The organism is Stenotrophomonas sp. BIO128-Bstrain (assembly GCF_030128875.1).
Classification (GTDB): domain Bacteria; phylum Pseudomonadota; class Gammaproteobacteria; order Xanthomonadales; family Xanthomonadaceae; genus Stenotrophomonas; species Stenotrophomonas bentonitica_A.
On record NZ_CP124620.1, the window covers coordinates 1,324,435 to 1,346,651 of the forward strand.

Annotated in this window: 18 protein-coding genes; 4 read left to right on the top strand and 14 right to left on the bottom strand. The window is 68.2% G+C overall.

All coding sequences use genetic code 11. The annotated features are described in order from the left end of the window. Position 1 precedes the first annotated feature (1 nt). The 11 genes from POS15_RS05965 to POS15_RS06015 all read right to left on the bottom strand — a co-directional run bounded on the left by POS15_RS05965 (position 2) and on the right by POS15_RS06015 (position 9,699). Positions 2–460, bottom strand: coding sequence for a DUF3613 domain-containing protein (locus POS15_RS05965; RefSeq protein ID WP_284129195.1), 459 nt, complete (start codon positions 458–460; stop codon positions 2–4). After that, positions 457–1,365 carry a Flp pilus assembly protein TadD gene (locus POS15_RS05970; protein WP_284129196.1) on the bottom strand — a complete coding sequence of 303 codons (909 nt, stop codon included), beginning with the start codon at positions 1,363–1,365 and terminating at the stop codon, positions 457–459. The genes POS15_RS05965 and POS15_RS05970 overlap by 4 nt, the downstream gene beginning before the upstream one ends. 5 nt (positions 1,366–1,370) lie before the next feature. Continuing rightward, positions 1,371–2,321: a type II secretion system F family protein gene (locus tag POS15_RS05975; RefSeq protein ID WP_019184701.1), complete on the bottom strand. Its 951-nt coding sequence runs from the start codon at positions 2,319–2,321 to the stop codon at positions 1,371–1,373. A 30-nt stretch (positions 2,322–2,351) separates the two neighbouring features. Next, the gene (locus tag POS15_RS05980) at positions 2,352–3,293 is read right to left on the bottom strand and encodes a type II secretion system F family protein (protein WP_284129197.1); all 942 of its coding nucleotides are present in this window, start codon (positions 3,291–3,293) and stop codon (positions 2,352–2,354) included. Positions 3,294–3,295: 2 nt separating this feature from the next. Further along, positions 3,296–4,648, bottom strand: a complete 1,353-nt coding sequence (locus tag POS15_RS05985; protein ID WP_019184699.1) for a CpaF family protein — start codon at positions 4,646–4,648, stop codon at positions 3,296–3,298. Further along, positions 4,633–5,910, bottom strand: coding sequence for a fimbrial protein (locus POS15_RS05990; protein ID WP_284129198.1), 1,278 nt, complete (start codon positions 5,908–5,910; stop codon positions 4,633–4,635). The genes POS15_RS05985 and POS15_RS05990 overlap by 16 nt, the downstream gene beginning before the upstream one ends. Before the next feature lie 25 nt (positions 5,911–5,935). Continuing rightward, positions 5,936–7,303: a type II and III secretion system protein family protein gene (locus POS15_RS05995; RefSeq protein ID WP_019184697.1), complete on the bottom strand. Its 1,368-nt coding sequence runs from the start codon at positions 7,301–7,303 to the stop codon at positions 5,936–5,938. 19 nt (positions 7,304–7,322) lie between these two features. Continuing rightward, the gene (cpaB, locus tag POS15_RS06000; RefSeq protein ID WP_046273549.1) at positions 7,323–8,360 is read right to left on the bottom strand and encodes a Flp pilus assembly protein CpaB; all 1,038 of its coding nucleotides are present in this window, start codon (positions 8,358–8,360) and stop codon (positions 7,323–7,325) included. 19 nt (positions 8,361–8,379) lie between these two features. Then, positions 8,380–8,868 (bottom strand): pilus assembly protein, encoded by a 489-nt coding sequence (locus POS15_RS06005; RefSeq protein ID WP_284129199.1) that lies wholly within the window; start codon positions 8,866–8,868, stop codon positions 8,380–8,382. Next, positions 8,865–9,410: an A24 family peptidase gene (locus POS15_RS06010; protein ID WP_284129200.1), complete on the bottom strand. Its 546-nt coding sequence runs from the start codon at positions 9,408–9,410 to the stop codon at positions 8,865–8,867. Before POS15_RS06010 ends, POS15_RS06005 begins: the two co-directional genes overlap by 4 nt. Before the next feature lie 100 nt (positions 9,411–9,510). Beyond that, positions 9,511–9,699, bottom strand: a complete 189-nt coding sequence (locus POS15_RS06015; RefSeq protein WP_019184693.1) for a Flp family type IVb pilin — start codon at positions 9,697–9,699, stop codon at positions 9,511–9,513. A gap of 809 nt (positions 9,700–10,508) precedes the next feature. Here POS15_RS06015 and POS15_RS06020 point away from each other — a divergent pair. From POS15_RS06020 to POS15_RS06030, 3 genes are all read left to right on the top strand, one after another. Then, on the top strand, positions 10,509–11,498 hold the full coding sequence (locus tag POS15_RS06020) for a helix-turn-helix domain-containing protein (RefSeq protein WP_070470709.1): 990 nt from the start codon (positions 10,509–10,511) through the stop codon (positions 11,496–11,498). A 212-nt stretch (positions 11,499–11,710) separates the two neighbouring features. Next, positions 11,711–16,294, top strand: coding sequence for a YadA-like family protein (locus POS15_RS06025; protein ID WP_284129201.1), 4,584 nt, complete (start codon positions 11,711–11,713; stop codon positions 16,292–16,294). A gap of 77 nt (positions 16,295–16,371) precedes the next feature. Continuing rightward, positions 16,372–17,223: an OmpA family protein gene (locus POS15_RS06030; RefSeq protein ID WP_284129624.1), complete on the top strand. Its 852-nt coding sequence runs from the start codon at positions 16,372–16,374 to the stop codon at positions 17,221–17,223. A 193-nt stretch (positions 17,224–17,416) separates the two neighbouring features. Here the strand turns inward: POS15_RS06030 and POS15_RS06035 are convergent, their stop codons facing one another. From POS15_RS06035 to POS15_RS06045, 3 genes are all read right to left on the bottom strand, one after another. Then, a complete protein-coding gene (locus POS15_RS06035) occupies positions 17,417–17,995 on the bottom strand; it encodes a fasciclin domain-containing protein (RefSeq protein WP_019184689.1) in 579 nt (192 codons plus the stop codon). A 197-nt stretch (positions 17,996–18,192) separates the two neighbouring features. Continuing rightward, a complete protein-coding gene (locus POS15_RS06040; protein ID WP_284129202.1) occupies positions 18,193–19,047 on the bottom strand; it encodes a phosphatase PAP2 family protein in 855 nt (284 codons plus the stop codon). Positions 19,048–19,173: 126 nt separating this feature from the next. Then, the gene (locus POS15_RS06045) at positions 19,174–20,844 is read right to left on the bottom strand and encodes an MASE1 domain-containing protein (protein WP_284129203.1); all 1,671 of its coding nucleotides are present in this window, start codon (positions 20,842–20,844) and stop codon (positions 19,174–19,176) included. Between the two features lie 246 nt (positions 20,845–21,090). Between POS15_RS06045 and POS15_RS06050 the strand changes: the two genes are divergently transcribed. After that, complete coding sequence (locus tag POS15_RS06050; RefSeq protein ID WP_019184686.1) at positions 21,091–22,062, top strand: AraC family transcriptional regulator; 972 nt, start codon at positions 21,091–21,093, stop codon at positions 22,060–22,062. The last annotated feature ends 155 nt before the right edge of the window (positions 22,063–22,217 follow it).

The window sequence follows — 22,217 nt, forward strand, 5'->3', positions numbered from 1 at the left end:
ATCAACCTCCGTCGTTGGAACCGCCTACGTCCTTTTTCACACTGGTCTTGAGGAACTCGGGAATCTCGTGCTCGAAGCTCTTGAGGTAGCGCGCATAGCTGGCCGCGGCCTGGTCACCCAGGATCGGCAGGCGCGCCCCCGCGTGGGTTCCCTGGGCCTGCATCCGCAGCAGATCGCGGGTGGTCTGGCCTATCTCGCTGCGCGGCGCGGGTGCGGGAGGCATGTAGCGCCCGGGCGCGGCGTCGGTGTAAGCCGGCGCGCGATCGACGTAGGTCGGTACCGGTGCCGGGGTCTCTGGCGCCGGCAGCGTCGTAGTGGCGACCGGCGGGGCCTGCTGTCCGCCAAGCATCTGCCCGGTGAGCGGTGCCTGCTGCGCCATCACGGGCAGCGCTACCACCATCAGCAGCCACGGCAGGCCAACGTGCAGGAACGTAACGGGCAGGCGACGCAACTGGTTCATGGCGTGGTCTCGCTGGCAGGAGTGGGCGTGCTGAAGCGTTCGAGCATCGACGGCGCCAGGCGCGCATCGGCACGCGTGCGGTGATCGGTATCGATGGCGACCCTGCGCTGCGCCGGGCGCCCGGCAGCGGCGCGTGGTGCAGGCGTGGCGCCGCTGCCGGGCGCGGCGGCCGCCGTGGCGATGCTGGCGGGTGCACGCTGCACCGACGGCGCCGGGGCCGCCTGCTGGCGCAGCTGGTCCGCCAGCCGGCGGACTTCGGCCTGCGCGCTGTCGGTCAGGCGCGCGTTGCGCATGATGGTGTCGGCCATGTCGTTCTGGCCGCGCAGCAGCGCCCAGACCGCCAGGTTGGCGTTGGCCTTGGCACTGCCGGGCGATAGTTCGGCGGCCTTGGCCAGCGGTTCCTGCGCGCGGGTCCAGTCGCCGGCGCGCAACCGGGCGAAGCCCAGATCGCCGAGGTAGCCGGTGTTCAACGGCTGCAACTGCACGGCCTTCGCCAATGCCTGCTCGGCGCGTGCCGCGTCGCCGTCGCGGGCGGCGATCAGGCCGAGTCCGTGCCACGCCGCAGCCGCCTGCGGGCCGCTGGTCAGGCTGCCGTACATGGCCAGTGCCGCCTCGCGCTGGCCGGTTTCGCGCAGTGCATCGGCATTCAACAGGCGCAGTTGGGGACTGTCGCCATAGCGTTGGCGATACGCCTCCACGTGCGCCAGCGAGGCGTAGTAAGCGCCCTGCTGCTGCATCTTGGAGATCAGCTCGAGGTAGAGCTGTTTGTCGTCCTGCGGGGCCACCTCGGGCGAGGCCAGTGCCATCGGATCCTGTCGGTAACCGTTGCGCACGTTCGAACAGGCCGCGCAGAGGGCAGTCGCGGCGAGCAGCAGGCAAAGGCGGGAAAGCACGGCGTGGTGCATGGCGTTCAATCCAGTTTGGTCAGGGCGGAGGCGAGGGCGATGATGGCCGGGCCGGCCAGCACCAGCATCAGCGCCGGCAACAACGTCAACATCATCACCACGGTCATCTTTACCGAGAGCTTGCCGACCTTCTCCTTGAGGGTGGAACGGCGCTGTTCGCGCAGGCGGATGCTGAACTGGCGCAGCGGCTCCTGCACCGCTCCGCCATGTGCGTGGACCTGCAGGATCAGCTGCACCAGGCTGCGCAGGTCTTCGTCGTCGAACGACTCGCCCAGCCGGCGCAGCGACTGCTCGCGGCTGCGCCCGTGCATGTAGGCGATGTTGGCCTGGTGGATCTCGCGGCCGAGGACCGGGATCGCGTTGCGCAGTTTGTCGCCGAGGGTCTGCAGGCTCTGGTCCATGCTGAAGCCGACGCCCTGCAGCAGGCGCAGCAGGTCGATCAGCAGCGGCAATTCCGCCGAGACCTGCTTGCGCAGGCGCATCGCCCACGCACGCAGGGCGAACTTCGGCAACAGGATGCCGAAGGCCAGCGCGCCGAAGATCACCATCGCGCGGCTGAAGCCGGTGCTGTGGTTGAAGGCCAGCACCAGGACCAGCGTGGCCACGGCGATCAGCAGCCGAAGGGCAAGGAAGATCGCGGTGCCGGCGTTGGTGTTCCAGCCGGCCTGGTCGAGCAGCAACCGGTCTTCCGGTGCCAGCAGGGCGGCTTCGATGCGGCCGCCGTTGAAACGCTGGCCGAGCGCGGCGACCGCAGCGAGCCAGCGCTGGCGCAGGCTGACCGGCGGCTGCTGTGCCGGGGCAGGGGCGCCGGCGGCATCGCGCGGCCGCAGGGCGGCCTGCAGGGCGTCCTGGTGGCGTTGCTCGCGGCCGCTCAGCACCCAGCCGCGCAGCCCGAGCAGGCCCACGCCGGCGGCGAGGACCAACAACGTGGCGATCCACCAGCCGTTAGTGCTCATGCAGACTCCCGGTGGAAGAAGGGCGGGCGCTCATATCGACTTGGCCAGCCGGTACAGCAGGAAGCCACCGATCAGTTCCAGCCCCAGCGCCCACAGCAGCAGCTTGTGGCCGAGCGGCTCCTGGATGATCGGCTGGAAGAAGTCCGGGCTGGTGATCGCCATCAGCACCGCGCTGATCGGCGGCAGCAGGCCGAGCACCCAGGCCGACATGCGGGTCTCGGAGGTGGTGGCCATCAGCTCCTGCTGCGCCTGGTCCAGGTCGCGCATGAAGTCGGCCATGCGCTGCAGGATCTGGTCGGCGCGGCCGCCGATGCGGACACTCACGCCTAGTACCACCGACAGCACGTTCAGGGCTTCCAGCCGATAGGGCTGGGCGGCCTGTGCCAGGGCGCGGTCCAGGTCCAGGCCGCTGCGGGTGTAGGACACGGTGGCGTCGAGCAGGCCGCGCAGCGGCATCGGCATCTGCGCGGCCGAGGTCTGGAAGGCCATCTGCAGGCTGTTGCCGAGGCCGGCCAGGCGCACCAGATTGTCGAGGAAGTCCGGCAGCTGGCGCAGCAGCTTGGCCTGCAGCCGGGTGATCCGCCGTGATACCCAGAACCAGGCCGCCAGCGCACTGAGCACCAGTACGATCGGCGCGGCCCACACCGTGCCAAGCCGCGCACTGGCGATCCAGGCCAGCAGTGCCGCAGCGGCGACGATCAGCAGTGGCACCCGCCAGCCGGTGGGAAGCGCGGCGCGCCGCATCAGCGCGTCCCAGGGCCGGCCGGCCGGGGTGCTGGTGACCGGCATCGTCGGGGGCGGGGCGTCGCTGATGCCGGCCAGGCGCGGGGCGGTGTCCGGTCGCGCCAGCCGCTGTTCGGCGTGCTGCAGTGACAGCCGGCGCTGCTCGCGCGCGGCCGCGCCGCCCCACAGCTCTACGGCCAGCGCCACCAGTATCAGCGCCGCACTGCACAGGAGCAGGACGAAGGCCATCCTCAGAAGCCTCCGCCCAGTGCTTCGCGCAGCTGCCGCCGGAACGGCTCGAGCTTGTGCGAATGGGGCTGGAAGCCGAGCCCGACCCAGCGGTCGTACTCCTTGCCGTCGCCATCGATCTGCACCTCGTGGCGGAACATCTCCTGGGTGGCGATCATGTTGTCGGTGACGCCGGTGATTTCCGTGATCGAGACCAGCACGCGACGGCCGCTGCCCAGCCGCGAGATCTGCACGATGAAGTCGATGGCGCTCGCAATCTGCCGGCGCAGGCTGTCTTCGCTGCCCTGGAACCCGGCAAAACCTGCCAGCATCTCGATGCGGTACAGGCAATCGCGCGGCGAGTTGGCGTGGATGGTGGCCATCGAGCCGTCATGGCCGGTGTTCATCGCCTGCAGCATTTCCAGCACTTCGGCGCCACGTACTTCGCCAACCACGATGCGGTCCGGGCGCATGCGCAGGCTGTTGCGGACCAGGTCGCGGATGCTGATCGCGCCGTTGCCGTCCGCACCGCCGATACGGCTTTCCAGACGCACGACATGCGGGTGGTTGAGCGAGAGCTCGGCGGTGTCTTCGACGGTGATCACGCGCTCGTTGGCGGGAATGTAGTTGGCCAGGGCATTGAGCAGCGAAGTCTTGCCCGAGCTGGTGCCCCCGGAGACCAGGATGTTGCAGCGGCCCAGCACCATCGCATGCAGCAGCGCCTGCATCGGCCGATCGAACGTGCCCATGCGCAGCAGCTCGTCCGGGGTGAACGGATCCTTGCGGAACTTCCGGATCGAGACCATCGGCCCATCCACGGCCAACGGCGAGATGATGGCGTTGAGGCGGCCGCCGTTGGGCAGCCGCGCATCCACCATCGGGTTGGATTCATCCAGGCGGCGGCCGAGCGGGGCCAGGATCCGGCGCAGGATGCGCAGCAGATGGCTGTCATCGCTGAAGCGCTGCGGCGCCCGCTTGAGCATGCCGCCCTGGGAGACGTGGATGTCCTTGTAGCCGTTGATCAGGATGTCCTCGATCTCCGGGTCATGCAGCAGATCGTCAAGTGGACCGAAGCCGGTCAGCTCTTTCACCAGTGCATTGGCGACGATGTCCTTCTCGGCCTCGTTGATCGGAATCCGCCACTCGTGCACGAAGCCGGCGGTCTGCGCGTGCACGTAGCGCGACACGGTGTCCGGTGCCCACGCGTCGATATCGATGCGCTCGTCCTCGATGCTGTTGAGCAGGTGCTCGTGCGCGGCGATCAGCACCTTCTGGTACTGCTCGGTCTGCTCGAACGGCTGCACGCCGTGCTCGGCGTCGGCAGCGGGTTCGGCGCGGGCGGTGGTGGACGGAAACGGAGTCACTTTGTCTTCCATGGGGAACCACTCAGGCGAAGGGCGAGGTGTTCCCGCCAGCCCCTGGCCGGCGCGGGGGCCGTCGGATCCAGGTGCGACAACAGCGGGGCAAGGGCACGCACATACGGATCACGCGGCGCGTCCTGCAGCAGCAGGCGGCCATGGCTGGCACTGGAACGCAGTGTGGGCCGATCGGGCAGCACTGCCAACAGGGGCAGTTCGAAGCGTGCCGCGATCTGCGCCGGGCTCAGGCCGCTGGCATCGTCATGGCGGTTGATGATCAGCTGCAGCCGGGCATCGCGGGCGCCCACCTGGGCCAGGTGGCGAAGCATCTGGTCCAGCGAGACCAGGGTGCCGATGGACTGATCGGCGATCAGCCAGAGTTCGTCGGCACTGTTGAGCAGGGACACCGGCAATTGGCGCAGCGGCACGCCGCCCAGGTCGCACAGGACGGTGTGGAAGACGCTGCGCAGGCGCTGCATCAACATGCCAGGGTCGGGCAATGCGGTGCCTTCCATGCCGGGTGGCTGGCCGAGCAGGGTGACGCCGGCTGGATGGTGGGCCATCGCGGTGCGCGCCAGCGTGGCATCGATGCGTGCGGCATTGCGCAGCGCATCGTCGAAATGGAAGCTGGGGTCGACGTTGAGGTAGAGCGACAGGTCGCCGGTGGGTTGGCCCAGGTCCAGCAGCAGCGTACCGGCATCGGCCGGTGCCGCATCGCCGGCCGCTGACGGGTTGGACAGCGCGGCCTGGCCGGCGAGGACGCCCAGATGCGCGGCCAGGGTACTGCTGCCCACGCCGGGGCGGACGCCCAGCAGCAGCACCATGCGTGCGCGCGCCGGCGGCGCCACCGCAACGCTGCTGCGGCCCTGCGCGGCGAGCGCGGCAGCGCGACGGAGCACTGCTTCCATGTCCTGTGGTGCGCTGTCCAGGTCGAGCAGATCGCGCAGGCCGGCGCGCAACGCGGCGACCACGCCGTCCATGTGATCGACGTGGGTGGAGCCGATCGCCACCAGCGGCAGCTCCGGGGCCTGGGCCTGCAGCTGCCGGGTCAGGGCCGCGGAGAAGGCGGCGTTCTCGTGCCGGTAGTCCAGCAGCACCACGCAGCCGGTGTCGCGCAGCGGTTCCAGCGCCGAGGCCGGCGCTGCGCTGTCCAGCCACTGCACCGTGCCCAGCGACGGCAACAAGGCCGACAGCAGGGTGGCCAGTTCGCGGTCCGGCGCAAACAGCACGAGCTTCATTGAAGCATCCCGTGGTTGGACCAGCTGCAGGGTGGCGGACATGGCGGGAAGGTTCCTGGCATTGGGCTCAGCGCGAGAATCCGGGCAGTTGGTCCGACGATGCCGGGCTCAACAGCCAGGCGCCCCAGACCGGCAGGTTCGGCGATGCCTCGCGCTGGCCCGGCAGCGGCACCTCGGTGCCCTGGGCCAACGGCTGCACCAGCCGCGGGGTGACGATGATGACCAGCTCCTTTTCTTCCTTCTTGTAATTGAGGGTGCGGAAGAACGACCCGATGATCGGCAGATCGCCGAGCAGGGGCACCTTGTCCACGTTGGAGCTGACGTTGTTGCTGACCAGCCCGCCGATCACGAAGGTTTCCCCGTCACCCAGCTCGACCGTGGTGTCGGCGCGGCGGGTGGTGATCGACGGCACCTGCACATCGTTGTAGGTGATGCCGGCGGCGTAGTTCAGGTCGCTCGCTTCCGGCGCCACCTTGAGTGCGATGCGGTTCGGGCCGAGCACGGTGGGGGTGACGGTCAGGCCGATGCCGAACGGCTTGAAGGTGACCGTCGTGGTGCCCAGCCCCTGTGGTTCCAGGATCGGCAGCTCACCGCCGGCCAGGAAGCTGGCGCTCTGTCCGGACAACGCAACCAGGGTCGGTTCGGCCAGGACGCGGGCCATGCCGTTGCTCTGCAGCAGGTCGATGTTGGCGTCCCAGCCATGGGTGAGGGATTTGAACACCAGCCCGAAGGCCGACGACAGCGGGTTGGTGATGATGACGTCGTCGGGCCCCGCCGATTCGCCCGCCGGCAGCACGCCGGGCAGGGTCGCGCCGGGGCGCGTGATGCCGTAATAGAAGCCGTTGTTGCGGTTGAAGTTCTTGTTGCCGAAGCTCATGCCGATCTGGCGGAGCACCGACTTGTTGAACTCGACGATCTTCACCTCGACCTGGACCACGCCACCCGTGGCGATGGTGGAGATATCGGCCAGCTGGCCCTCTTTGCCCACGGCCATCGCCGCGGCCTTGATACTGTTCTGGTGGTCCAGCAACGAAGGGCTCAGGCCCTGCAGCAGGCCCTGGCCGTCCTGCACGACCAGCCCGGTGCCACCGCCCTGGGCGGTCAACGCACCCTGCACGGCACTGCGCACCTCCACCTGCAGCCGTTCCGGCTCGCGATTGCCGTTGCGCCACAGCAGCAGCGTTGTGTTGCCGGGTGCCTTGCCGACCAGCAGTGCCTCGCGGCCACGCAGCATCACCACGTCGGCTACGCTGGGGTCGGCGATGGCGACCCGTTCCAGGTTGGCCGGCAACGACCACGGTCGCTGCTCACGCGTCTGCAGTACCAGCTCTGCGTCGGCACTGGCCAGCAACGGGCTGCCGATCAGCACGCCGGCCAGCAGGCAGCGTGACAGGGCGTGGCAAAGGCGGCGCGTGAGGGTGGGGCGTTCGGTCATGGGCTGTCTCGGCATGGGCTTAACGCGACCCGCTGTGGGAGGAAATGTCGCCACGGATGATTTCAATCCCGCGGTCCGGGCGCGGTGCCGCGCGCCGCGGTGCGCTGCCGGGAACGGGCAGTGCCGCGGTGGAACTGCGCCCGCGTCCGGCCAGGGCGTCGGTGTCGATGCCGGCGTAGGCATCGTTTTCCGGGCGCTGCAGGGCGAGGCGCTCCTCGGCGGACAGCTCGCGGCGCGGGCTGAGCACGCGGCCGGGCGTGGGGAACAAGGCCTGGTCCGGCAGCGCGATGTCGGCCGGGTTGCGCAACGCCAGGAACAGCTTCCCCTGTTGGGCGCCGAGCAGCAGCCGGTTCGCCTCGGCGACCGGCACCGCCAGCACCGCGCTGCGTGCCGGTGGCGTGGTTCCATCATTGCGTGATGCGCCGGCCGACGCGTTTGCGCCAGTGATGTCCTGTGCGCGGCTGTCGGCGGGCGCAGGCGCGCTGCCATCGGCGGGTACGCTGGCCACGCTCTGCAGATCATCGGCGCCATAACTGAGCACGCGCAGCCGCGACAACAGCAGCCGTGTCTGCGCGTCACCGTCGTCGCGCAACCCGCCCGACGCGCGCAGGTTGAGGAACACATCGACGAAATCGCCCGGCTGGATGCGATTGCCTGCAGCCACCAGTTCGTCCACCGGCACCGCGAGTGCGCGCTCGCCGGGATTCAGGCGCAGCGAAAAGCCCTGTGCGATCTGCGCGGTCTGGATCTGGGTGCCGGCCGGGATGTCCTGGGTCGGTACCGCGCCGACCAGGGCGTTGATCGAGGTGTAGGCGCCCACCGGGCGTTGCGGATGGCCGGCGATGCGCAGGTCCTCGGCCGTGATCGGTCGCCCGGCCGGCAAGGCGCCGGCCGCCTCGACCACCGGCCAGGTGGCAGGTTGTGCGGGAGCAGTGGCGGTCGCCGGCGTGCCCGGCGGCGCCTCGCTGGCGCGGCGGCTCACGCTGAAGGCGACAATGGCCAGGATCACCGCCAGGCCGATCAACAGGATCGCGGCGATGCGGGTCAACTTGAGCATGCGGTTCTCCGGAGGGTCATCAGTTGCCGCCGAGGTCGAGTTGGGCGACCGCGGTGCTGCGCAGCGCCCTTGGCATTACCCAGCCGTACACGCGCCCCGTGCCGGGCAGGAAGGGGTGGGCGCGGTAGTCGTAGCTCACCTCCACGCGGATGCATTGTGCGGCCGGCAGGTCGGCGCAGGGCGCGGGCGTGGAGACGGTGATCGGGGGCGCGCCAGCCGCGGCGCAATCGGGCGTCTGCCTGGCGTACGTCAGCAGCCACTGCATGGAGCGTCGCGCGGCCACGCAGGCGGCGGTACGGCGTTCGGTCGGGGTGGCATGGCGGAACGCAGCACGTGCGCCTTCCGCAGACGCTGCCGACAGCGTCTGCTGCGCGGCCATGATCATCACGCCCGAATAGGTGACCAGCAGCAGCGGCAACAGGCCGAACAGCAGCATGAGCGCGAATTCGAGGGTCGCGATGCCGCGTTGGCGCCTCGGGCGGCCGCGGTGGCCGGCGGTGATGCTCATGCGGCACCTCCGGATGGCTGTTGCAGGACCCACCACATACTGGCGAAGGCCAGGTAGGCCGCATAGGGAATGCCGACCCGGCCCTGGCGCGCCTGCCGACACTGCGCGATCACCGGCTGCAGGCGACGCGAGACCGCATTGTCCGTCTCGGGACGCGGACCGGAATGGGACAACGCAGGCGCGATGCGCCGCGCGACGATCACGCATGTGGCATGTGCACCGGCGAGCAGGCTGGCGATGATCCAGATCGGAAGCAATGGCGCCGCGCCAAGCAGCAGGCCGAGCACGGCGAAATACTTCACATCACCGGCACCCATCCAGCCGATGGCATAGAACGGCAGCAGCGACAGCAATCCCAATACGAAGCCGAGCAGGTGCGTGCCCGGAAATCCGCGGCCGGCCATCCACCACTGCCACGCGAGCGCGACCAGCGCCACGCCCGTGGCCAACAGCAACCCGCGATTGGACACCCGTCGGGCGTACAGGTCATGGATGGCGACCTGTACGCCCAGCAGCAATGCCACCAGGGGAAGGAGTTCCATATGCGTTATGTCCCCCGAATCGGTCGTACGACACACTTGCGTGCCATGCCGTCGCCGCGGGGAGAGCCGGGCGACAGCGCAGGCAGTCAACGACAGTCGATCAGGCCGCCGCTGCGGTTGCGTCGTCGACCACTTCACCCAGCTTGGTGAACAGATTCTCGAAGAATCCGGTGATCTGGTCCTTACCCACCGCCACCAGGATGCCCGCGATCACGGCAGCCAGCAGGCCGTACTCGAGCGCGGTCACGCCATCTTCTTCAACGAGGAACTTGCGAACGGATGCATTCATGACGGTTTCTCCATTTCCCAATCAGAGCCCGAACGGGCGGATACAGCCCCTGGTACCGATGGTGTTGCCTGGCTCCGCCAGGACCTCCATCCCGACCGCGCGTCCTGCGCGGTGCGGCCCTTGCAGGCCTGCGCTATCGACCGGGCCAAGCCCGGCAACGTCATTGGAGGCGGATCGCGCTGGACAGTGCGGTCATTGCCGCCGAAGCGCGGCATCGGCAATGAGGGCAGTGCGTACGAAGATTGCTGTCCATGGCGTTCCCCTTGTCTTTCAATCGCCGCGACGGTATCGCCGCGCGTCCTGAATACGATGCTCGACGAATCACGTGGGATCCAATACACAAAATCGGCAGGCGCGGTTTCAACTTTAGAAACTTCGCACCGCATGACCGCCGTGCATGAGCCTGATGTAATGGCGGCAAAGTGAAGTGCGGGTAGAGATTATGTGAGGGCGATGTGATGTCAATTGTTTGACAGCATGCGAGCGCGCTTCAACGTTGGGTTTCAACGGATCCGGACACATTTGTGACGGCGATTATGATTCTGTTTACCTGGCGTCCAGTTCGGGCATACTTGCCAAAAATGCGCATCGAAAGCTTCGCCGACAATCGCTGCCGCATCGGCTGAATGATTTAGCTGCGATCAGTGAACGATTTAGCTGCAGTCACGAACGATGGGTTGGGCGGGCTGGCGGGCATCGCCACGGCGGGTTGGCCGTAACAGAATGCGCAGCAGCAAACGCAGGAGTGTGCACCCGGTGGCCATGCGGCGCAGGCACCGGGTAACCAGGCCAAAGGGGGCATCACTGTCATGGTAGATGGTGTGGTGGAAGACCAGATCGACAGCGGGCTGCGGGCATTCGACCTGGCCTCGCTCAGCGGTGTGCTGCGCGTGTGCGATCTGGAGATGGTGCTGCTCGATGGCAACGGCCCGCGTGCTGCGATCGAATCGCAGGTGCACGACGAGGCATTGTTCTGCACCGCGGTGAGCGGGTTTCATTTCCGCGGTCGTTTCATGCTGCCCCAGGACTGGTGCCTGCTCGGCTTGATCCACGCCACCGATGAGAACGTCAGCTGGTGCCATGGCATGCCGCTGGCCGCCGGGATGGCGTTGACCGTGCTGCCGGAGGGCATCAGCGAGTTCACGCTCAGTGCCGGCACCCACCTGACGTTGCTGCTCGCGCCGATGCAGCGCGTGCAGCGCAAGCTGACCGAGCTGAGCCTGCGCAGCACCTTGCCCTCGGGCCAGGCCCTTTCCCTGTTCCAGGCCGGCGCGGGCAGCAACGCAGCGCGACTGGTGCAACGCTACGGTGAGGTCCAGCAAACACTTCTTGGACAGGGCGGGGCGCTGCCGGCCGACGCCGTGGACACCTTGCTGCACGACCATATCCAGGCGCTGCTGGGCGCCGGCAGCGATGACCATCCCACCTGCAGCCGGGGCCGACGCACGCATTATCTGATCGCCCAGCGCGCCGAGAATTTCATGCGGCTCAATCTGCGTCGTTATATCTATATGAATGAAATCTGTGACGCGGCCGGGGTCAGCGAGCGCGCGTTGCGGTATGCCTTCGAAGACCTTTTCGGTACCTCGCCCAACCGTTATCTCTCGATGCTGCGCCTGTGCGCGGCCTGCCGCGGCCTGTCGATGGCCGATGCCAGCCGCAAGTCGGTCAAGGCGATCGCATTGAGTTGCGGGCTATGGGACCTGTCGCGGTTTGCCGATAATTATCGCCGGGTATTCGGCGAGCTCCCCCGCGATACGCTGATGCGCGCACCGGCGCAGATGGGCAGCCCGGCCTGACTGGAGACGCGATCCGTCCGTCTGCCCTGCACATATTCGGCAAGCTGCCGAAATTGTCCATGCCGCTGCCGGTTTTCCCCGTCTTCTTGCCGGAACGCACGCTTGCGCTGCCGGAATGAAGTGCTCGCGGTTTGACCCCTCGACTGTAATGACATCCACGTGCCGTCAGGCACCGGTGATGTTCAACGCGTCCGTACACGGGGGAATACCTGATGAACCGTATCTTTCGATTGGTGTGGAGCCACCGGCTGAATGCCCTGGTGGTCGTGTCCGAAATCGCCACTGCGCGCGGCAGCCTGGCCGCCGGGCCGGTGGTGGTGCACCTGAAGGTGCCGATGTCGGTGCTCTCGCTGGGTCTGTCGCTGGCGCTGTGCACGGGCAGTGCATGGGCAGGCGAGAACCAGACACTCAACGACCTGCAGGCACTGGCTGCCAAGTACACCGCGCCGTTGCCGGTGAAGCTCGATGCAGAAGTGGCGCTGGCGGCGGCCGCACGTGATCGTGGCACCACGCCACTGTTGAGCGTGGATACCAACGTCAACCTCAACCTGGGTGCACAGGCGGCCCACGGTCGGCCGGCACTGCAGGTGCAGACCGCCGCACAGTTGAGTGCGGAGCTGCCCCGGCGCGTCGCTGCACCAACCGCACAGGTGGCGGCGTTGGCCGACCTGGGTCTTGCAGGCGGCACCGGCAACGGAGCAGCACTGAACGCACACGCCGCCGTCGACGCCGTGGCCACGCAGGCACCGTCGGCAGCAGCGGTGCAGGCGCCGGTCAAGGCGGATGCGCGACTGGCTGCCACCGCCGATGGCAGGTTGGCCGTGAGGGCCGATGCGAACGCGACAGCGAACGTGGCCGTTGCCGCTGCGCCGGCCCCGCTCAAGGCGGCGCTGGAAACCAAGGTCGATGCGGCTGCCCAGGCGCGCCTTGCGGCCGCCGAGGTGCAGGCCAAGGCGGCATTGATCGCCGAGGCCACGGTCACGCCCGATGCCCCGGATGCGGTCCAGGCGTCGCTGGCCAGCAATGTCGCCGGTGGTGTGCGCGTGGATGCACTGGGCCACGTGGTCGATGCGGCCGATCGCAATCCCAAGCTGGTCGATGCCGGCGTCAGCGCCGTGCAGACCAGTTCGATGGCGCTGGCGCCGAACGGGCTGGGCAACGCACTGGGAGGGTTGTTGAACGGTGTCGGTGGTGCGGTCGGCGGCCTCCTTGATGGCGTCGGCACGACAGTGGGTGCGATCACGACGCCCGTGCTCGGCGCGGTTGGCGCGGTCACCACGCCGATATTGGGCACCGTGTTCCCGGCACCGACGTCGCTGCCGCCGGGCAGTCCGAAAGGACCGGCCCCGGCCGATCCGAACGCTGGCCTGATCATCGGTACCGGTGGCCTGGTCGGCTCGCTCTCGCAGCTGGTCGGGCCCACCGCGCAGGGTCTGCTGGGTGGCGACGGCTACGTGCGCAATGGCAACCTGGCGGTGAGCAGCGCCAACGTGATGCAGACCTACTCGGTCACCAACGTGCTGGGCCTGCCGGTGGTCAACCTGAGCCCGGTCGGCACGCTGCTCGATGGGCTGGGCAACGCCAGCACCGGTGGCAGCTCGCACCTGACCCTGATCGGCGGCGTCACCTCCGACAGCTACATCTACAACATCAACAACGGCGATCCCAATGGCCTGCTCGGCCTGGTGTTGCCGGACGGGTCGCCGGCATGGTCGAACAAGTGCCTCAACCTGCTGGTGGCCAGCGTGGACTGCTGGGCGGTCAACGCCGCGCAGGATTACCAGGTGCTGGTTGGCGATGGGGCGTTTGCCAATGGCTCCAAGGAAGTGGTGATCGGCGCCAACGCACGTCATGAGCTGCCGCGGCAGGACGCCAACATCGCGTTCCCGGGCGCCGGGCTCAACGATCCGACCGACCCCACCGGCGTACCGACCGCCGACTACGCCGCGCGCATGGGCCACTCGGTGGTCGTCGGCGACAGCGCGAAGGGCACGGCCAACGGCCAGACCATCCTCGGTGCGGAGGCCACCTCCACCCAGGCCAACAGCGTTGCGCTGGGCTACCGCTCCGCGGCCAACCGCGGTGCGCAGGCCAGCTACAGTGCCTACGGGCTGAGCGCGCCGCAGGTATCGGCTGGTGAAGTCTCGGTTGGCTTCGCCGGTGGCGAGCGCCAGATCAGCAACGTGGCCGCCGGCAGTGCCGCCACCGATGCGGTCAACGTCGCCCAGCTGCAGGGCGCGATCTCGCAGATCGATGCGGTCGGCACGCTGGCGGTGACCTACGACGATGATGGTGCAGGCGGTGCCAACTACCGCCGCGTGACACTGGGCGCCGGCACCGGCACCAGCACCATTGCCAACCTCGCCGATGGCGCGGTGAACGCGACCAGCACCGAGGCGGTCAATGGCGCCCAGCTGTTCGACACCAACAGTGCGATCGTGGACTACTTCGGCGGCGTCACTGCCTTCGATCCCGCCACCGGTGCGTGGACCGCACCGAGCTTCCAGATCTCCACGATCTCCAGCGACGGCGCAGTGGCTCAGGGCGTGTACGACAACGCCAGCGACGCCTTCTCCGCCGTCGATGGCTCGCTGGTCAATCTCAACACGCAGATCACCGACATCCGCAACGGGGTCGGCAGCCGCTACCTGAAGATCAATTCCACCGGTGCAGAGGCGGCCGCCGCCGGTCTGGACAGCATCGCCGTCGGTATGGGGGCCTCGGCCACGGCGGCCAACAGCATCGCCGTGGGTGCCGGTGCGGTGGCCGACCGCGCGGACACGGTCTCCGTCGGTGCAGCCGGCGCGGAGCGCCAGGTGGTGAACGTGGCGGCCGGTACCCAGGCCACCGATGCCGTCAATCTTGGCCAGCTGGAAGCCTCCGAACAGGGCGCGCTGCGCTACGACCTCAACCCGGATGGCAGCGTGAACTACGCCAGCGCCACGCTGGGCAACGGCGGCGGTGCGACCACGCTGAGCAACCTCGCCGCTGGCAGCGTCACGGCCGGCAGCAGCGAGGCGATCAACGGGGCCCAGCTGTTCGCCGCCAACCAGGCCGTGGCCACCCACCTCGGCGGTGGGGCGGCGCTGGACGCCACCGGCATGGTCAGCGCGCCGACCTACACGATCAACAACGTCGCCAGCGATGGCCAGGTCACCGCCGGCAGCTATGACAACGTCGGCAGTGCCTTCGATGCGGTCAGCACCTCGCTGGCCAACGTCGCCGACCAGACCGACACCGTGGACCGCCTGGCGGTGAAGTACGACGCCGATGCCAGCGGCAATGCCACCAACACGATCACCCTGGCCGGCGATGGCAGTGGCGCGGCGGTCGCACTGACCAACCTGGCCGAGGGTCGCGTGCTGGCCGGCAGCCTGGATGCGGTCAATGGCAACCAGCTGTTCCAGACCAACAATGCGCTGGTGGGGTACTTCGGCGGCACCACCAACTTCGACGGCAACACCGGGATCTGGACGGCGCCGACCTTCCGCATCTCCTCCATCGCCACCGACGGCAGTGTCATCGCCAACGATTACAGCGACGTCACCGTGGCCTTCTCGGCGGTGGATGCCTCGCTGACCAACCTCAATACCCGCATCGACCAGATCCAGCCGGGTGGCAACAGCCAGTACGTGCAGGTGAACTCGACCAAGGGCCCGGCCACTGCGGGCGGTGCCGACAGCATCGCGATCGGGCCGCTGGCCAGCGCCGCTGGAAGCGGCAGTGCGGCCATCGGTGACGGCGCCAGCGCCAGTGCGGACAACAGCGTTGCGCTCGGCGCCGGCTCGGTCGCCAGCGTGGGGGCACAGACGGGGTACACCGGTGCCTACGGCCAGACCGGGGCGAGCAGTTCGGTGGGCGAAGTGGCCGTCGGCAGTACCGGGGCCGAGCGCAAGGTCACCCATGTGGCCGATGGTTCCGAGCGCTACGACGCGGTCAATGTCGGCCAGCTGCAGAACGGCGTGAACTACGCGATCAACGAGTCCAAGGCCTACACGGATACGCAGATCAACAACATCAACAACGGCACCTCCGGCATGTTCCAGGTCAACAATACGCAGAACCTGGCTGCGCCCTCGGCCTCCGGCGACAACGCCGTGGCCGGTGGTGCCGGCGCCGCTGCCGCGGGCGACAACGCCACCGCGCTGGGCAACGGGGCCAGTGCGCAGGGCAGCAACAGTGTCGCCCTGGGTGCCGGCTCGGTGGCCAACCGTGCCAACACGGTCTCGGTGGGCAGCAGCGGGGCGGAGCGCCAGATCGCCAACGTCGCCGACGGCAGCGACGCCACCGACGCGGTCAATGTCCGCCAGCTGCAGGCCTCGCAGCAGGGCACGATCCGTTACGACTCCAACGTCAACGGCACCACCAACCTCAACAGCGTGACCCTGGGCAGCACCGCCACCGGACCGACCACGGTGCGCAATGTCGCCGCCGGTACCGCCGGGACCGACGCGGTCAACGTGGACCAGCTGCGCAGCGGCATGGCCCAGACCCTGGACTGGTCCAAGGCCTATACCGACGAGCGCATGGACTCGTTCGACCGCAATCTGCAGAAGACCGACAACCGTGCCTCGGCCGGTGTGGCCTCGGCGATGGCGGTGGCGGCGCTGCCGCAGCCGTATGAGGCCGGCCGCAGCATGGCCTCGCTGGCCGCAGGCAGCTTCAACGGTGAATCCGGCGTGGCCGTGGGCATCTCGGGGGTCTCCGAGGGCGGCCGCTGGATCTACAAGTTCAGCGGTTCGACCAACAGCCGCGGCGATGGTGGTGTCGCGGTAGGTGCCGGCATCCAGTGGTGACCGCGTCCGGTGCCGGTCATCGACCGGCACCGGGCCATCGGCCCGCACACAACGCATACAGGGGGAACACCATGTCCATGCAGCCCACATCCATTACCCAGGTGCCGCTGCTGCGCTCGCTGGGCCTGAGCCTGGCAGCGCTGCTGTTGGGTGCCTGCGCCAGCCACGGCGGGCAACGCGCCACGCCACCGGACAGCGTCGCCGACGCCGAGGCGACGAACTTTCCCGATCCCCGCAAAGCCACGCTGAAGGAGGGTCTGTTCGTGGACGTCGACAACCTGCGCCTGTTCGCCCGTGGCATGAGCAAACGTCAGCTCTACGCACTGCTCGGCACCCCGCACTTCGGCGAAGGCATGTGGGGCGTGCACGAATGGAACTACCTGTTCAACTTCCGCAGTACACCGGGGGGCGACTACTTCACCTGCCAGTTCAAGGTCGACTTCGACGGCAAGGGCATCGCCCAGGCGGCGCACTGGAAGCCCCAAGCCTGTGCGGCCGTGCTTGATCCGCCGCGTCCGCCGGCACCGCCGGCACCTGCGCCTGCGCCGATGCCGAGCGAACCGCTGCGGCTGGCCGCCGATGCGATGTTCGCCTTCGACAGCGCCATGCTCACACCCGAAGGGCGCCGCAACGTCGATACCCTCCTGCAGCAGGTCCGCGATGCCAGCCGGGTGCAGACCATCCAGGTGATCGGCTACACGGACCGGATCGGCAGTGATCGCTACAACCTGGTGTTGTCCCAGCGGCGCGCCGAGGCGGTGCGCGATGCCCTGATTGCCGGCGGGGTGCCGGCGGGCGCGATCATCGCCGAAGGGCGGGGCAAGGCCGATCCACTCGTTCAGTGCGCGCAGGCGCAGCGCAAGGCGCTGATCGTGTGCCTGGCGCCCAACCGGCGCGTCGAGCTGTCCGGCAAAGCGTTACCACGCTGAGCAGCCGGGGTCGCATCGCGCTGCATCGCATACCCCGCCGGCGCACGCATGCGCCGGTGAGGGACCGTCTTGACCTGGCGCGCCGTCCGCGCAGCGTGATGTCTCCCCCGTCATCGTTCTGAAGACGCCGCGCCAGGTCATCTCTTCCAGCCACCCGGGGCGGCCGCAGGCGAACTGCGGCCGCCTTGTCCGGTTACGGCATCAGCACCTTGTCGATCACGTGGATCACGCCATTGCTCTGCTTGACGTCAGCAATGGTGACATGGGCCACCTGGCCCTTGCTGTCGGTCACGGTGATGCCCTTGCCGACCACGCGGGCCGTCAGTGCCTCGCCTTCAACCGTGGTCAGGCTGGCCTTGCCGCCGCCCTGTTTGATCCTGGCCATCAGGTCGGTGCTGGTGACCGCGCCCGGGACCACGTGGTACGTCAGGATCCGGGTCAGGTCTGCCTTCTTCTCGGGCTTGAGCAGCCCCTCCACGGTGCCCTTGGGCAGCGCCGAGAATGCCGCGTTGGTCGGGGCGAACACGGTGAACGGGCCAGCGCCTTTCAGCGTATCCACCAGGCCTGCCGCTTTGACCGCTGCCACCAGGGTGGTGTGGTCCTTGGAATTGACGGCGTTGTCGATGATGTCCTTGTTGGCATACATCGCCGCGCCGCCCACCATCGGATTGCTGTGTGCCGCCATGGGCGCGGCCGGTGCCTGCGCGAAGACGAGCGGAGACGTGGCAGCGAGACAACCGATCAGTACGAGGCCTGCGAACTGGATCTTCATGACCAAACTCCCAAATGGATGCGCCGGTGTGACGCACCATCAGGTACGGCGGGAGTGGCGGGGCGGATGCAGTCCACGACATCTTTTTTGCAGGCATGAGCGTGGCGTGACGGGCGTGTGCAGCCCATGCGATGCGGCTGGCCAGGCGACGCTGGCAAAGCTTGCGGTCGCCGCGTCTGCGTGGCCCTCGTCGGGGCCTACAGCACCCCGGGTATCCGGATGGCCAGCGCGGCCTTCTCGGCCTCACAGCCCGTGGGCTGCACACCGTGGCCACGAAGCGACTGGATCTCCGTGCGGGCCAGTGCCATGTCGCGGCTGAAGTCGGCGTTGGCGTGCAGCTTGGCCAGTGCACCGGCGGCGATGGCACGGCCTTCCAGCACGTCGCTCTGCCAGTGCGCATTGCAGATCAGCCGGTTCTCGCCAAAGGCACGGCCGCGCGCGAGCAGCGCATCGGCCTGGTCCGGGCTGAGCTCGGTCAGCAGCAGTGCCCAGGTCCAGCTGATCGCGGTATGTCCGGACGGGTAGGAGCCGTCGCCGCGCAGCGCAGCCTCGTCGGCCGGTGCGCAGGTGCCTTCCTTGTGGAAGACGAACGGCCGCACCCGCTTGTAGTGATCCTTGGCCGCATAGGTCGCCAGCCCGGCGTCCACCAGGGTCCGCTGCAGCAGCAGGTACAGCGTCGGCGTCGCCCGCTGGCTGACCGGTACCCCGAGTGCGCAGGAGAAGGTATTGGCGACCTGCGGAAAGCGCAGGTCCGAATCGGTGGTTGCCAAGGCATAGCGCGGGCTCGAACGCAGTTGTTGCGCGGCGCGGTGGATCGCCTGGTCCTGCGCGAAGGCGGCCGAGCCCTTGGCCGGGGGCGGTGGCAGCAGGGCAAGGCTGTCGGGCAGCGACCGGCCCAGATAGCCCGCTGGCACGCCGGGGCGCAGTTCCGGCACCGGCGCGGGCGCGGGCGCGACGACGCTGGCGGGTGCAGGGGGCGGTGAAGGCGCAGTGGACAGCGGCGGCGCCGAGCTGCAGGCGGTCAGCAGCGACGCCAGGACCAACAAGGACACGACCTGACGGCGCGGGTGGAGTATGGCCTTCCTGTGCATGTCGTTCTCCGCAGGGGCTGTCGCGCCACTGTGTACGGCGGCCGTGCAAGGCACAACCGCCTTTCTACGCGCGCACGGCCAGTAGTTCTACGGGCGCCCGGCGTGTGCCGCCGCGATGTCCTGCGCGGCGTCACCCATCGGGAAGCGGACCTCGATGCGGGTACCGCCGAGTGGGCTCGGGCCGACCTTCAGGCTGCCACCCAGCAGGCGCGCCCGCTCTTCCATGCTGATCATGCCCAGGCCGGGGGAGGGGGATGGCACCGTCTGGCCCGCCATGCCGACGCCATCGTCGTCCACCTGCAACACCATCTGGCCGCCGCGGATGCCGACAAGTACATGCGCGTTGGCCGCGTGCGCATGCTTGTCCACGTTGTTGACCGCCTCCTGCACGATCCGGAACAGGCTCAGTTCGTGGTCATCGCTGAGACGCGGAGGATTCTCGATGCGGCATCGCACCCGCAGGGCGCCGCGCGCGTTGCGCTTGATGCAGAACGCATCCAGTGCGCTGGCCAGGCCGGTGAAACGCAGGATGCTCGGGTGCAGCTCATGGGAGATCGATCGGATGTCGTTGGAGACGATCAGCAGCTGCTCCTGCAGTTCGACCACGGCGTGGCGTTCTGCCTCTGGAATCTGATTGCGCAGCGCGCTCAGGCAGATCGAAATCGCGGCCAGCGACTGGTTGACGTCGTCGTGCAGGTCGCGCGCGATGCGGGTGCGCTCTTCCTCCTGCACCACCAGCATCCGTCCGGTCAGCTCGCCCAGGCGTCGATAGGCCTGCTGCAGGTTGAGGTGGTTGGAGAGCTTCTGTTCGGACAACGCGCCCAGGAACAACAGTGCGCACCCGGTGCACAGCGTCCACACCTGTGCGGTGATGAGGTCGCGGTCCGGTGTCCAGTACGCGAACGGACCCACGCCTTCCATGCTCAGCTGCATGCCGAGCAGCGCCACGATCAGCATGCCGATGCTGGCACCGGCAACGCCAAACACGATCAACGCCCAGACCAGCAGCGGGATGGGTGCCAGTACCAGCAGCGGCGTGATCACGCCATCGGACCAGTTCACGCCCCAGACAATGCCGAGCCCGCCGAGCAGGGTGATGGCGATGATCACCGGCTGCCACTGCCACCCATGCCGGCGCTCCGGGCGCTGCACGATGCGCGCCAGATTGACGATGGGGGGCACGATCAACAGATAGCTGACACTGCTGCACAACACCAGGGTGAGCAGCGCACCCGGCGCCATGCCCTGCGGCCCGCCGGCGAACAGCAGCGCCTGCCACCATGCACAGGCGATCGGCAGCAGCACACAGCCCAGCAACACGAACAGGCCGATCTCCCGATAGCCTTCCAGCGGTGCCCGCGCGCCCCGCCAGCGCAGCAGCAGCCACGCCACGGCAACCACCGAGGCGAATTCGGCCGCGCTGGCAAGCAGCCGTGGCAAGACCACGAACGGCACCAGAACAAACGCCAGCACGGTACCGGCGAAGGCCGACAACACACAGGTCCGCCACGCCGCGCGAGGGGTGAACAGCAACCAGCCCAGCAGCAGCGGGCAGGGAATCCAGAGGACATGCAACCGGAAACCCGGCATCTGAGCCAGCGTCGGCAACAGCTGCCCCAGCAGGCAACCCAGTGCCAGCGGCAGCACCTGGGTGAGCGATGCGCGAAGATCGCGTGACGGGGGCGTGGAGGGCGAGGTGCGGGTAGGATCGTCCGGTGGGATGCCGGAGTCGTGGTACACGTACACGGGTTGTTTCACGCTCGAAATCGCTGGCACGGGTACCTCGGGTAGGCGTGAGCAGGCTTCGGTTCGTTGGCCTCGCTGGCACCGCCGCGCGGCGGTGGCACACGTGCGCCGGCCTCGATGTGATGCATTTCACGCTTGTGGGCCCCCTGAGCGATCACCGCTTGTCGATGTGTCGCTTCCACCCCACAATCGCGCCGATGTAAGCAGGTTGTCCACTCGCGCGCTATCCGAATTCCGACGTGTTCCGAGGGAGCTGGCATGGACGAACCGATGGCCCCTTACACCCGCTTCGTGGTCGACGGCTTCGACGCCGATGCGCTGCTTGGCGTGGTGCGCGATACCCGCTTCGAGCAGCGTCTGCTGGCGGCGGGGCATTTCCGCGCGTGCCTGCAGCGGCTGGTGTTTCCGGAATTCAGCCTGGACAGCGGCGCGTACACGCTGCCGATTTTCGCCAGCGGCAGCTTCGCGCAGGGCATGATCGCGCTGGCCCTGGCGATCTCCTGCGAGCGACCGATGTGGGCCAACGGGCGATTGGTCGAGGTCGGGCAGGTCATGGTGTTTGCCGAAGACAGCGAGCTTAACGTCCGCCCCAGTCCTGGCGGCTGGCAATGGGCAGTGCTGCTGATCCCGCGCGAGGTCCTGCAGCGTGAGGCGGTGCTGCGGGTCGGGCGGGAACTGCGGTTGCCCCGCACGGGCTGGCATACGCGGCCCGCACCGCCGCCAGCGGCTGAGGGAGTGCGCCATGCGGTGTTCAAGGCACTGGAAGCAGCGGCCGCCTGGGAAGGCGTGATCACGCCGGCGCAGATGGCCGCGCAGGCATCGCTGTTGCTGGGGGCGTTCGTGGAGGCGGTCAGTGCCGGCGATGCGGGCCCGGCCCGGCGGCTGGATGGTTGGGGATCGGCCCGCCATCGCGATGCGCTGGTACGGCGCGCGGAGGACTACCTCAAGGCCCACCTGGAGCGCCCCTTCGACAGCCGTGCCCTGGCATTGGCGCTGGGGGTAGGGGAACGCCAGATCGAGCGGTTGTTTCGTGACGCATATGGGCACGGTCCCTGCCACTGGCATCAGCTGGCACGCCTGAATCGCGCGCGGACGGCGCTGCTGCACGCTGACGAGCGCGGCACGGTGACCGACATCGCATTGCGCTTCGGGTTTTCCCACCTCGGCCGGTTCTCGATCCTGTACCGGCATGTCTTCGGGGAATGTCCCAAGGACACGCTGCGCGGCTGAATCGCGGTGCCGGCGCAAACGCCGCACTGCATGGCCGAACATGACGGATTCAGACTTGTTCGCGTCACGATGCCATCACAAGGCGTCTCGCATTTTCAACGCGCTGCAGGGGAAGCTGATCGCGTGATCAACGCGATCCGGCCATGGAGTCAGCA

Excerpts from the sequence above, each read along its gene's own strand:
- POS15_RS05965 (WP_284129195.1), bottom strand. The coding sequence starts at position 460 with ATGAACCAGTTGCGTCGCCTGCCCGTTACGTTCCTGCACGTTGGCCTG.
- POS15_RS05970 (WP_284129196.1), bottom strand. The coding sequence starts at position 1,365 with ATGCACCACGCCGTGCTTTCCCGCCTTTGCCTGCTGCTCGCCGCGACT.
- POS15_RS05975 (WP_019184701.1), bottom strand. The coding sequence starts at position 2,321 with ATGAGCACTAACGGCTGGTGGATCGCCACGTTGTTGGTCCTCGCCGCC.
- POS15_RS05980 (WP_284129197.1), bottom strand. The coding sequence starts at position 3,293 with ATGGCCTTCGTCCTGCTCCTGTGCAGTGCGGCGCTGATACTGGTGGCG.
- POS15_RS05985 (WP_019184699.1), bottom strand. The coding sequence starts at position 4,648 with ATGGAAGACAAAGTGACTCCGTTTCCGTCCACCACCGCCCGCGCCGAA.
- POS15_RS05990 (WP_284129198.1), bottom strand. The coding sequence starts at position 5,910 with ATGTCCGCCACCCTGCAGCTGGTCCAACCACGGGATGCTTCAATGAAG.
- POS15_RS05995 (WP_019184697.1), bottom strand. The coding sequence starts at position 7,303 with ATGACCGAACGCCCCACCCTCACGCGCCGCCTTTGCCACGCCCTGTCA.
- cpaB (WP_046273549.1), bottom strand. The coding sequence starts at position 8,360 with ATGCTCAAGTTGACCCGCATCGCCGCGATCCTGTTGATCGGCCTGGCG.
- POS15_RS06005 (WP_284129199.1), bottom strand. The coding sequence starts at position 8,868 with ATGAGCATCACCGCCGGCCACCGCGGCCGCCCGAGGCGCCAACGCGGC.
- POS15_RS06010 (WP_284129200.1), bottom strand. The coding sequence starts at position 9,410 with ATGGAACTCCTTCCCCTGGTGGCATTGCTGCTGGGCGTACAGGTCGCC.
- POS15_RS06015 (WP_019184693.1), bottom strand. The coding sequence starts at position 9,699 with ATGAATGCATCCGTTCGCAAGTTCCTCGTTGAAGAAGATGGCGTGACC.
- POS15_RS06020 (WP_070470709.1), top strand. The coding sequence starts at position 10,509 with ATGGTAGATGGTGTGGTGGAAGACCAGATCGACAGCGGGCTGCGGGCA.
- POS15_RS06025 (WP_284129201.1), top strand. The coding sequence starts at position 11,711 with ATGAACCGTATCTTTCGATTGGTGTGGAGCCACCGGCTGAATGCCCTG.
- POS15_RS06030 (WP_284129624.1), top strand. The coding sequence starts at position 16,372 with ATGCAGCCCACATCCATTACCCAGGTGCCGCTGCTGCGCTCGCTGGGC.
- POS15_RS06035 (WP_019184689.1), bottom strand. The coding sequence starts at position 17,995 with ATGAAGATCCAGTTCGCAGGCCTCGTACTGATCGGTTGTCTCGCTGCC.
- POS15_RS06050 (WP_019184686.1), top strand. The coding sequence starts at position 21,091 with ATGGACGAACCGATGGCCCCTTACACCCGCTTCGTGGTCGACGGCTTC.